Origin of the sequence: Exiguobacterium sp. UBA6282, from assembly GCF_002440475.1 — a bacterium.
Lineage (GTDB): Bacteria > Bacillota > Bacilli > Exiguobacteriales > Exiguobacteriaceae > Exiguobacterium_A.
The window spans coordinates 80,663-92,464 of the sequence record NZ_DJUM01000011.1; the positions used below are offsets into that span (position 1 = coordinate 80,663).

Genomic DNA, 11,802 nt, shown 5'->3' on the forward strand with positions numbered 1-11,802 from the left:
ATTTGTTAGAAATTCTTTGCGTTCGGTAAATTGTAACCGTATTCTTCGAAAAATTCTTCTTTAAAATCAAGCAGACGATCCTCACGAATCGCTTGGCGAACGCCTTCCATCAACTTGACGAGGAAGTGAAGATTGTGTGTCGAACAAAGATGTAGTCCGAACGTTTCTTGCGCGCGGATCAAGTGATGGATGTACGAACGCGAGTAATTCTTACATGCGTAGCAATCACATTTCTCATCGAGTGGACGGAAATCACGTGCATATTTCGCATTTCGGACGACAAGACGTCCTTGTGATGTCATCAATGTACCATTGCGTGCAATCCGTGTCGGTAAGACACAGTCGAACATATCGATTCCGCGAATCGCGCCTTCAATCAATGCATCCGGTGAACCAACGCCCATTAAATAACGTGGTTTATCTTCTGGCATGAGTGGTGTCGTGAATTCGAGTGCTCGGTACATGACATCTTTCGGTTCACCAACCGAGAGACCACCGACCGCATAACCTGGGAAATCAAGCGCTACGAGATCTTTCGCACTTTGGCGACGTAAGTCTTCGTATTCGCCACCCTGGATAATTCCGAACAGTGCTTGGTCTTGCGGACGTTCGTGCGCTGCAAGACAACGTTCTGCCCAGCGGCTTGTTCGTTCGACAGATGCTTTCATGTACTCGTGAGAAGCAGGATATGGTGGGCACTCATCAAACGCCATCATGATGTCTGAACCGAGTGCGTTTTGGATTTCCATTGCTTTTTCCGGTGATAAGAACAGTTTGTCACCGTTTAAATGGTTACGGAAATGAACGCCTTCTTCCGAAATATTCCGGAGATCAGCGAGTGAGAAGACTTGGAAGCCACCTGAATCCGTGAGAATCGCGCCATCCCAGTTCATGAATTTATGCAGACCGCCTGCTTCCTTGATGACATCGTGTCCCGGACGCACCCATAGGTGATACGTGTTCGCGAGGATGATGTTCGCGTTCATATCCTTGATTTGTTCTGGTGCCATCGTCTTGACCGTCGCTTGTGTTCCGACCGGCATGAAGACCGGTGTCTCAAAACTACCGTGCGGCGTATGGACGATTCCTAACCGCGCTCCGGATTGTTTACATGTTTTGATATGTTCGTATGTTACCGCGTGTTTTGTCATTAGTTTCGTTCCTCTCTCGTTAAGAACATCGCATCACCGAAGCTAAAGAAACGATAGCCATTCGCGACAGCTTCTTCGTAGGCATGCAGAATGTGTTCCCGTGTCGATAACGCGGACACGAGCATGATCAATGTTGATTTCGGTAAGTGGAAGTTCGTGATCAATCCATCGATCCCTTTGACTTCCTGACCTGGGAAAATGAAGATATCCGTCCAACCTGTTGCTTCGACGAAGTCACCGTGATCACGGATGACCGTTTCAAGCGTTCGCGTCGACGTCGTACCGACCGCGATGATCCGTCCGCCTTGTTTCCGTGTTTCGCGTAGCAGTGCCGCTGAACTTTCCGGCAATTCGTAGTACTCACTATGCATCTTGTGATTATCGACGTCGTCGACCGAAACAGGACGGAATGTGCCAAGTCCGACATGTAACGTCAACGGTGCGATCCGGACACCTTTCGCTTGAAGCGCTTCGAGCAATTCCGGTGTGAAGTGAAGACCCGCTGTTGGTGCCGCGGCGCTCCCACGTTCGCGAGCGTAGACCGTCTGGTAACGATCTTGATCTTCTAGTTGTTCATGAATGTACGGCGGCAATGGCATCGTTCCAAGTTGATCGAGCACTTCGTAGAAAATCCCGTCGTAGAAAAACTTCAGAATCCGTCCCCCGTCTTCAAGTGCTTCGACACACTCAGCACGGAGTAATCCGTCACCAAACGACAGAATTGTACCTGGTTTGACTCGTTTTGCTGGTTTTGCTAGCGTTTCCCAAACATCGTCACTCGTCTGCTTCAAGAGCAACAATTCGATTTTTCCACCTGTCTCTTCCTTTACACCAAAGAGACGTGCTGGTAAGACTTTCGTATCGTTGATGACGAGTGTATCGCCTTCCCGGAAGTGGTCGACGATATCATGGAAGTGTTGATGCTGAATCGCACCTGTCTCCCGGTCGAGGACCATCAATTTCGAACTCGTCCGATCGAGCAATGGCACTTGAGCAATTTGTTCTTCTGGTAAATGAAAATCAAATAAGTTTACATCCATTGGTTCAATTTCCTTCTTTCAGTCCTAAATGTTGGCGGGCGAACGATGTTAAGACACGTCCGCGCGGGGTACGTTGTAAAAAGCCTTGTTGCAACAGATATGGTTCATACACATCTTCGATCGTCTGCGCATCTTCTCCGATTGTCGCTGCAATCGTCTCAAGACCGACCGGACCACCGGCAAACCGTTCTGCAAGCGATCGTAGTAAACGATGGTCGACATCGTCGAGTCCGAGCGCATCGACATGCAAGCGATCAAGTGCACTTGTCGCAAGCGAGGCATCGATCTCAGTTTGATGAGCAACTTGAGCGAAGTCACGGACACGCCGTAACAACCGGTTCGCGACACGTGGTGTTCCGCGTGAACGAAGGGCGATCGCTTCTGCTGCGAGACGATCCGCTTCGAATCCAAACAGACGTGATGTCCGGGTCACGATGGCAGACAACTCTGACATCGTATAATATTCAAGCTTCAGCGTCACGCCAAAACGATCACGTAGCGGTGCCGACAGCATCCCGGCACGCGTCGTCGCACCGACGAGTGTAAATGGTGGCAAGTCGATCCGAACGCTACGCGCGAGTTCCCCTTGACCGATGACGATATCGAGACAATAGTCTTCCATCGCCGGATATAGAATCTCTTCGATCGATCGACTCAACCGATGAATTTCGTCGATGAACAGGACGTCTCCCGGCTCAAGTGATGAGAGAATTGCCGCCAGATCACCTGGTCGTTCGATCGCAGGACCGGCTGTCGTCTTGATGCCGACCCCCATCTCGTTTGCGATGATTGTCGCAAGCGTCGTCTTACCAAGACCTGGAGGACCGTAGAGAAGAACGTGATCGAGTGTTTCCTGACGAATTTTTGCCGCCTCGATGAAGACACTTAAGTTTCCTTTTGCTTTCTCCTGCCCGATATATTGCTCGAGCGTCTGAGGACGCAGACTCCACTCTTCTTGATCTTCCGCATGGGCGGATTCTGACAAAATGCGCTCTTCCATGTCCTCACCTCACATTCAATAACAACTGGAGTGCCCGTTTAACATATTGATCCGTTGACAGGACTTCTGCCTGCAACGCTTTTTTGACTTTTTCGACTTCTCGATCACTGTAACCGAGCGCCGTCAGAGCTTCACAGGCTTCGTTTAGCTCTGCGTTACCTTGTGCGAACAAGCCTTCGCTCGGTACGTAGTCTGGCGCGAGCTCTGCTAACTTTCCTTTTAGGTCGAGTGTCATTTGTTTTGCTGTCTTTTTGCCGACACCTGGGAACTTGACGAGATAACTTTCCTTTTCTTGTTCGATTGCTTCAACAAGCGCATCGACATTCCCTGATGCGACGATTGCAAGCGCTCCTTTTGGTCCGATCCCTGTCACACCGAGCAACTTCGTGAACAAGGCACGCTCACGCCGGGAACGGAATCCGAATAAGACTTCTTGGTCCTCACGGACATAGTGATACGTATATACGATGATCTGTTCGTCTCCGGTCCGATAAAAAAACGGGTTCGGTGCTACGATCTTGTAGCCAATCCCGCCAACTTCTACCGTCACGAATTCCGCACAGACATAAGCGACTTCGCCGCGTACGAATTCTATCAATGTGGAACGCTCCCATCTATAAACAAACTCTCGTGTTATTGTAGCATACATCTTCGTTTGGCTTCAAAGCGTTCTTCAGCAAAAATCAATACATACGTTCGCTCTCTCAATCAGAAGACAAAAAGCGTGATCGTTTGCACGACCACGCTCTCACTCTCTATTTTACGAACGCTCAAGCATCCGTTCGAGCGCCAACACGGCATGCCGCGTCGTCTCTGCGTCAACTTTAATGACGTTGACCGGCTCACCTGCTTCGACCTGTTCGAGCGCCCAAGCCAAATGCGGCAAGTCAATCCGGTTCATCGTCAGACACGGGCACATGAATGGATTGAGCGACACGATGTCAAGATCCGGATGAGTCGTCGCGAGTCGATTGACGAGGTTCATCTCTGTTCCGATCGCCCACTTCGTTCCAGGAGCAGCCTGTTCGATTTGTTGAATGATGTACGCAGTTGATCCATTGAGATCAGACGCTGCTACTACTTCATGCGAACATTCCGGGTGAACGAGAATCTTTCGCTCCGGATCCGTCTTACGGAACTGTTCAATTTGACCGACTGTGAATTTCTCATGCACCGAGCAGTGCCCTTTCCATAAGATGACGCGGACGTCTTGGTCCTCCCCGTCAAAAACGAGTTCGTCGCGAATCGGATCCCAAATCGCCATCTGCTCTAACGGAATTCCGAGCGCATGTGCCGTATTGCGACCGAGATGTTGATCCGGCAGGAAGAATAAGATGTCTCGTTCAGCAAGCGCCCACTCGACCATTTGGACAGCGTTCGATGATGTCACCGTCGCCCCACCGTGACGACCGACGAATGCTTTGATGGCTGCTGTCGAATTGACATACGTCAATGGTAAGATCGAATCTCCGAACCGTTCCGTCAAGATCGTAAAGGCACGCTCCGTTTGTATATCATTCGCCATATCTGCCATCGAACAGCCAGCACGCATGTCAGGCAAAACGACCGTATGTGACGCATCGGTCAGCATATCTGCCGTCTCCGCCATAAAGTGAACACCGCAAAAGACCGTATATTCGGCTTCTGTCATCTGCTTCGCGACTTGTGCAAGCTGGAGCGAATCTCCCGTCGCATCCGCGAACTGGACGACTTCGTCTTTTTGATAGTGGTGGGCAGGTAAGAATAAGCGACTGCCCATCCGTGCTTTGACCCCTTCGATGATCGCAATCAATTCTGCTTCTGATTGCTGTAAGTATGACGCCGGAATCCCTTCGTGACGTAATAGATCAAATGACATCTTTTTTTCCTCCTTCGATTTTCATACTAATATCAAGTGCTGTTGCTGAATGCGTCAACGCACCGAGTGAGATGACGTCTGCTCCGCTATCCGCGAAGTCTGATAACGTGTCTATCGTAATCCCGCCGGATAGTTCGACCGTGATATGTGGTGGAATCAATTGCCGGAGCTGTTTGATTTCTGCTGGTGTCCGGTTATCGAGCATGATGATGTCGACTTTTGCAGCCACTGCCTCAAGCACTTCCGCTTCCGTCTCAACTTCGACTTCGATTGGTGTCGTATGACCTGCAACTCGTTTTGCTCGCATCACCGCTTCCGTAATCGATCCTGCGACCGTGATGTGGTTATCTTTGATCATGACCGCGTCATCGAGTCGTCCGCGATGACTATAGCCACCACCGACGCGAACGGCGTGTTTTTCTAGCATCCGTAATCCAGGAGTCGTCTTCCGTGTATCCGTGATTCGGATTCGTCCTGCTACTACCTCGACCGCTTGACGTGTCTGCGTCGCAATCCCAGATAAGCGTTGCACAAGGTTCAAAGCGACCCGTTCTCCGCTTAAAATATCCTGTAACGAACCAGACCACTCAGCAAGGAGCGTTCCTCGCGTGACGACCGTCCCTTCCGCTATATGAATCGTCACGTTGACTTGTAACAGATGCGCCATCTCACGAATAATGTCTCCTCCACAGAAGACACCGTCTTCCTTTGCTAAAAAACGACCGGTTCCGCGTTCTTGTCCCGTCAGACATCCTTCACTCGTGATATCCCACTGTCCGATGTCCTCGATTAAAAATGCCTCCAGTTGTTGCCGTAACTGCCACTTGTTCAATGTTCTCATCCTCTCCTGTCAACCGACTTCGCGCCCCTTCAAGCAATAGACATGCTGTCACGTAACGTAATCGATTTTCTTCTGCTTCCTGTCCGGATTCTTCTAATGACCAGCCTTTTAACGCATCCAGACATTCTTGTACCTGCCTAATATCCATTTCGACACCGATGACCTGCGATAAACGGTCTGTTACGGAACGAAGTGTTCCTGGACGTCGTTTCACTTGTTTTACTGATGGTCCCGGTAACAACTCGAGCTGTTCTGCTACTGCTTTCCCCATGACGACACACTCAAGAAGCGAGTTCGACGCCAGACGATTTCGACCGTGCAGTCCGATCGATGCTGTCTCGCCGACCGCGTAAAGTCCTTCGACATTCGTCTGCCCTGTCAGATCCGTCTCGATTCCACCCATTAAGAAATGAATGCCTGGTGCGATTTCAACGAGATCTGGATTTATGTTCAGTTTTTCACATTTTTCGACAAACGTTGGAAACCGTTTTGTTCGATCAACGACTTTTGACGTGTCGAGATAGACCGGTTCGTGTTTTCGCACCTCATGGATTCGTTTTGCGACTTCATCGCGCGCCGCTAAATCTTGCATCGGATGATCTGCCATGATCCGATCCCCGCTTTTCGTCACAAGAATGGCTCCTGCTCCGCGTAGTGCTTCCGTAATCAAACCTTCTGAGCGACCTGCATGAACAAGTACCGTCGGATGGTGCTGGATATAGCCGAGATCACGAATCGTCGCTCCCGCTTCAAAAGCGAGTGCAATCCCATTTCCTTGAATCGATGGATCATTCGTCGACGACGCGAATATTCCACCAACTCCACCAGTAGCGAGAATCGTTGCTCGCGCCACAATCTCGATTGGTTCTCCAAGGCTATATCCAACTGCACCTACAACCTGTCCATTTACTTGAATCAATTCCGTGATACACGTCTGCTCAAGAATCGGAAAAGGCACTCGCGGCATTAACGTCTCCATGATTCGTTTGCCGGTCTCGTCCCCGCCAGAGTGATAAATCCGCGGCAAACGGTGCGCACCTTCTCGACCGAGCAAGAACTCTCCCTCGGATTGATCAAACAGGACACCTTGTCGTAACAAGAATTCCATTGCCTCGGCTCCTGATCGGGTCACATAATCAACAGCGGACAAATTGATGCGCCCTTTTGCCGCCTGACACGTATCTTCAAAATGACCACGATGATCAACTTCCGCATAAGCAGAAGCAATCCCACCTTGTGCTCGGACAGAGTTGGTCTCAAATCGCGTGCCTTTTGTGACAAGCAACGCTTCAGTTCCAGGCGGAAGATGCAAGGCGACCGAAATCGCAGCAAGCCCTGTTCCAATGATCAACACATCCGTCTCAAGCCTTTTATGTAAAGACATATGTTTTACACCTCTATATCTAAATGTTTACTATTGACTTGACAATAAGTTTGGCATACTTTTAGCTGAGTGACAAGACGAAAGGACAGGATTTTTTCATGATCTATCTCGATTACGCAGCTACTACTCCGCTGCATCCACAAGCACTCGACCATTATCAACAAGCCGCTCAATCGTTCTACGGCAACAGTTCTTCTCTTCATGACATCGGTGGGGATGCAGAACGCCTGCTTCAACGAGCACGACAGTACCTGATGCAACAATTAGCTCAAAAAGAAGGATCTATCATCTTTACAGGAAGCGGTTCAGAAGCAAATTACATCGCTTTGACACACTTGATACGACAGAGTAACAAATCAGTTGTCTTGACACTTCGATGTGAACACGACTCGGTCTTGCTTCCACTTGCGCGCTGGGCACAAGAAACACGTCATCTTTCTCTACTACTGGACGGAACGTTCGACTGGGATCGATTCGTTACGGCTTGTACGGAAGAGGTTGGTGTCGTCTCGATTCAACACGTCAATTCGGATACCGGTTTTCGGTTCCCAGTCGAACGAATTGCAGTATATTGTCAATCGCGCGGGATTTTGTTTCATTGCGATGGGGTTCAAGGATTTTTAAAAGATGATGTTACCATTGACTCCTTTGACGCTTACACGATGAGTAGCCATAAAGTCTACGGTCCTAAAGGGTTAGGTGCCCTGTATTTGCGACGACCGCTCTTTAGTCCATACTACGAAGGACATCATGAGTTCGGGATTCGCCCAGGCACAGTCGATGTTCCGGGAATTGCCGCCTTCATCGCTGCCTGTGAGGCGTCGCGCTTAGAAAATCCAGGAATCCAGGCATCCAGTCAGGTATTTCGTGGTATGCTAAAAAAAACATTGTCTTCGTCTCGTTATCTGATCGTTGAATCTCCAACGCAACTGGCTTCGATCTGTGCCATCCATACGAAACAACGGGACGGTCAACACGCGTTGCTCGCCTTGAATCGTGCTGGAATCGCAGTCTCCGCTGGTAGTGCTTGTCGGGCAGGAGAAAACGGTCCGAATGCGACATTACGCGCCATCGGTTTTGACGAATCAGCGGCTCATGGATTGATCCGACTCAGTTTTGGAAGACACACGACGAACGAAGAAATCGAACAGTGCATTGATGTGTTGAACACGATCTCATGACACTGGAGAAAGGTAGGAGACATGATGGGGAAACGCATCTCCGGAGAAGAACGCCGGAAATCATTACTTCGTATGATTGAGGAAAGTGAACAACCTGTCACGGGAACAGCACTGGCGAAACAAGCAGGCGTCAGCCGCCAAGTGATCGTGCAGGATTTATCATTATTAAAAGCAAAAGGATATCCCGTCATCGCGACAGCTCGTGGGTATTTGATCAATGACCCTGAAATCGACGGTTCGAAATTACGCCGCAAGATCGTCTGTCGCCACGGCATCGAGCAATTAAAGGATGAATGTGATGCCATCGTTGACGAAGGCGTCGTCATCCGGGATGTCATCATCGAGCATCCTGTCTACGGCTTCATTACAGGTGAGTTGATGCTAAAAAGCCGCCGAGATGTCCGTGTACTGCTTGAACAGCTAGAGGAGACACAAGCTACTCCACTGTCGAGCTTGACCGACGGAGTCCATATCCATACGCTTGAAGCGGATCATGAAGACGCACTAGAAGCAGCTATCGCAAAACTTGACCATCTTGGAATCCTCGTCTCGGAACTCGATGTCTGAACATCAAAAAACCGCCTATTCCTAAGGAATAAGCGGTTTTTATCATTAAATCAAATCGGTTCAATTGTTGGCTCTGGCATCGTAGCGGGAGGATCAAATGTTGCTAAGACTTTTCGAACGCGACGGTTCTCGATATGCAAGACCGTCAACGTGACACGTTCATAACGCATCGCCGTTCCGACGTCCGGCAGCTGTCCGCTCTCTTCCATGATCCATCCCCCAAGTGACTGGGCATCGGTGTCCGGCATCGTCAATTGAAATTGCTGACAGAAGTCTTCAATGTCATACTCTGCTAGACATTCGTATTGCTCTGGACCAATCCGTTTCGTGTATTCCAATGATTCATCGTGTTCATCCCAAATCTCCCCGACGATTTCTTCTAAAATATCCTCAAGGGTGATCAGACCTGCCGTCCCTCCGAACTCATCGAGCACGACTGCCATATGGGACTGCTTGACTTTGAGTTCCGGCAATAAATCCATCAATCGTGTCTGTGGTACGACGAACGATACCGGTCGAATCCATTCCCGGATATCGACGGAACCATTTTTCACGTATGCACGCAGAAAGTCCCGTTCGGATAAGACACCAATGACATGATCAATTGAGTCCTTATAGACCGGTAGACGAGAATAGCCACCCTTCTGGACCTCTGCAAGGATGTCTTCAAGCCGCGCATCGATATCGATCGCTTGAATATCCATGCGAGGCGTCAGCGCATCCTCAACCGTCGCATGTTGAAAATCAACTGCTTGATGAACGAGTTCCGCCTCTGCAAGCCCCATGATGCCTTCTTCCTGACTAATATCGACGAGTGCCTTGAGTTCCTGTTCGGTCACGAGCGGACCTTTCGGATCCGCTCCAATCAACCGTAGCGCCAACTGGCGTAAGCGAAGTAACAGGAAGACAAGCGGTCGAAACATCAGCAAGCACAAACGAAGTGGACGTCCGATCAACAACACGTAACGTTCCGTATGTTCGCGGGCATACGACTTTGGTATCAATTCCCCGAATAACAGTAACAGAAAGAACAGCCCAAGAAAGGCAATGGTCTGCGTTGCGATCGTCTCGACGAACTGAATGATCCACCAACCACCAAATAAGATAAAGGCGACGTTGACGATCGTATTCCCAATCAAAATCGAAGTCAGTGTCTCTTCGTAACGTTGAAGTAAGCGAAACACACGGGACGCACTCGCGTCCCCTGCTTCTGATTGGTGCAACAACCGCAACCGATTGACACTCGCGAGTGCTGTCTCGGCTGAGGAAAAGAACGCGGATAACATGAGAATCGGGATTAACCAAACGAATGAAATCATGGGCAATGGGTCCACGATGCTTTCACACTCCGTTTCCTAATGGAATGAATCGCTTAGAATGATGACTCGACGAATTCGAACTCGAAATCACGGATACGAACGACATCGCCGTCGATTGCACCAAGACGACGTAACTCTTCGTCGACACCCATTTGACGCAGTGTCCGAGCGAAACGTTTAATCGATTCTTCACGCATGAAGTTCGTCATCGTGAAGAGTTTTTCGATGCGTGGTCCTTTGATGACGAAGCAATCGTCTTCATCTTTCGAAATCGTAAAGCCAGCTTCTGGTGCTTCGTAACCATAGACGACACGTGGTGTCGCTGTTTTCTCTTCGAGTTCTTCAAGACCGAATTCCGGAGTCGCATCGACGAGGTCAGCGATTCGGAATAACAGATCGCGTAACCCTTGACGTGTTGCTGCTGAAATCTCGAATACTTCAAGCTCTGGGAAAGCTTCTTTGAAGGCTTCGAGATGTTCTGCCGCATCCGGCATATCCATCTTGTTCGCGACGACGACTTGTGGACGCTCTGTCAAGCGGAGATTATAGTCTGCGAGCTCTTTATTGATGATGTTGTAGTCTTCGATCGGATCGCGTCCTTCCATCCCACTCATGTCGATGACGTGTACGATCACTTTCGTCCGCTCGACGTGACGGAGGAACTGATGACCGAGTCCAACACCTTCACTTGCCCCTTCAATCAATCCTGGCAAGTCAGCCATGACGAAGCTACGGCTATCTTCCGTTTCGACGACGCCGATGTTCGGTGTGATCGTCGTGAAGTGATACGCTCCGATTTTCGGACGTGCTGCTGAAACGACCGATAACATCGTTGATTTCCCGACACTCGGGAAGCCGACAAGACCGACGTCTGCTAGCATCTTCAGTTCAAGCTTCAAGTACTTCTCTTCCCCTGGCTCACCGTTTTCCGCGTGTTCAGGTGCCGGGTTGGCTGGTGTCGCAAAACGTGTATTTCCACGTCCGCCACGTCCGCCGCGTGCAACGATCGCTTGTTGTCCATGATGGACGAGGTCAGCGATGACCGCGTTCGTATCATCATCGTAGACGACTGTGCCTGGTGGAACCTTGACGATTAAATGCTCGGCTTTACGACCGTGCATCCCTTTTGACATTCCGTTTTCACCTTGAACCGCTTTAAAGTGACGTTTGTAACGGAAGTCCATCAATGTCCGAAGTCCTTCGTCGACTTCAAGGACGACGTGAGCTCCGTGACCACCGTCACCGCCAGCAGGACCGCCGTCCGGAACGTATTTCTCGCGACGGAACGCTACTTGTCCACGTCCTCCGTCACCTGCTTTTACATAAATATTTACCTGATCGACAAACATGTCGGATCCCTCCTCTTACTTCTCTTCCTCAAACGGAAGACTTTCAATCTCAATCACACACTCATTTTCCGTCTGCGACTCGATTTCCATCGGCGTCACTAGATCCTTAAGG

11 protein-coding genes are annotated in these 11,802 nt (G+C 49.8%); 2 read left to right on the top strand and 9 right to left on the bottom strand.

Features of this window, described 5'->3' with window-relative positions; genetic code table 11:
* Nucleotides 1-5: 5 nt before the first annotated feature.
* The 7 genes from tgt to B2751_RS02845 all read right to left on the bottom strand — a co-directional run bounded on the left by tgt (nt 6) and on the right by B2751_RS02845 (nt 7,274).
* Complete coding sequence (gene tgt, locus B2751_RS02815) at nt 6-1,151, bottom strand: tRNA guanosine(34) transglycosylase Tgt (RefSeq protein WP_035406513.1); 1,146 nt, start codon at nt 1,149-1,151, stop codon at nt 6-8.
* Nucleotides 1,151-2,191, bottom strand: a complete 1,041-nt coding sequence (queA, locus tag B2751_RS02820) for a tRNA preQ1(34) S-adenosylmethionine ribosyltransferase-isomerase QueA (protein WP_290772636.1) — start codon at nt 2,189-2,191, stop codon at nt 1,151-1,153. The genes tgt and queA overlap by 1 nt, the downstream gene beginning before the upstream one ends.
* A 4-nt stretch (nt 2,192-2,195) precedes the next feature.
* On the bottom strand, nt 2,196-3,191 hold the full coding sequence (gene ruvB, locus B2751_RS02825; protein WP_056062504.1) for a Holliday junction branch migration DNA helicase RuvB: 996 nt from the start codon (nt 3,189-3,191) through the stop codon (nt 2,196-2,198).
* 4 nt (nt 3,192-3,195) lie between these two features.
* The gene (gene ruvA / locus B2751_RS02830) at nt 3,196-3,789 is read right to left on the bottom strand and encodes a Holliday junction branch migration protein RuvA (RefSeq protein ID WP_023468936.1); all 594 of its coding nucleotides are present in this window, start codon (nt 3,787-3,789) and stop codon (nt 3,196-3,198) included.
* 162 nt (nt 3,790-3,951) lie between these two features.
* A complete protein-coding gene (nadA, locus tag B2751_RS02835; protein WP_290772641.1) occupies nt 3,952-5,049 on the bottom strand; it encodes a quinolinate synthase NadA in 1,098 nt (365 codons plus the stop codon).
* Nucleotides 5,039-5,881: a carboxylating nicotinate-nucleotide diphosphorylase gene (nadC, locus tag B2751_RS02840; protein ID WP_290772644.1), complete on the bottom strand. Its 843-nt coding sequence runs from the start codon at nt 5,879-5,881 to the stop codon at nt 5,039-5,041. The genes nadA and nadC overlap by 11 nt, the downstream gene beginning before the upstream one ends.
* Nucleotides 5,805-7,274: an L-aspartate oxidase gene (locus B2751_RS02845; protein WP_290772647.1), complete on the bottom strand. Its 1,470-nt coding sequence runs from the start codon at nt 7,272-7,274 to the stop codon at nt 5,805-5,807. Before B2751_RS02845 ends, nadC begins: the two co-directional genes overlap by 77 nt.
* 98 nt (nt 7,275-7,372) lie before the next feature.
* Here B2751_RS02845 and B2751_RS02850 point away from each other — a divergent pair, with 98 nt between their 5' ends.
* Nucleotides 7,373-8,455, top strand: coding sequence for a cysteine desulfurase family protein (locus B2751_RS02850; protein ID WP_290772650.1), 1,083 nt, complete (start codon nt 7,373-7,375; stop codon nt 8,453-8,455).
* Nucleotides 8,456-8,479: 24 nt separating this feature from the next.
* Nucleotides 8,480-9,022 (top strand): transcription repressor NadR, encoded by a 543-nt coding sequence (locus B2751_RS02855; protein ID WP_056062524.1) that lies wholly within the window; start codon nt 8,480-8,482, stop codon nt 9,020-9,022.
* Between the two features lie 50 nt (nt 9,023-9,072).
* On the opposite strand, the gene B2751_RS02860 is transcribed toward B2751_RS02855, so the two are convergent.
* Both B2751_RS02860 and obgE read right to left on the bottom strand, forming a co-directional pair.
* Nucleotides 9,073-10,341 carry a hemolysin family protein gene (locus B2751_RS02860; RefSeq protein ID WP_290772654.1) on the bottom strand — a complete coding sequence of 423 codons (1,269 nt, stop codon included), beginning with the start codon at nt 10,339-10,341 and terminating at the stop codon, nt 9,073-9,075.
* Nucleotides 10,342-10,394: 53 nt separating this feature from the next.
* The gene (gene obgE / locus B2751_RS02865) at nt 10,395-11,690 is read right to left on the bottom strand and encodes a GTPase ObgE (RefSeq protein WP_087681178.1); all 1,296 of its coding nucleotides are present in this window, start codon (nt 11,688-11,690) and stop codon (nt 10,395-10,397) included.
* Nucleotides 11,691-11,802: the final 112 nt, after the last annotated feature.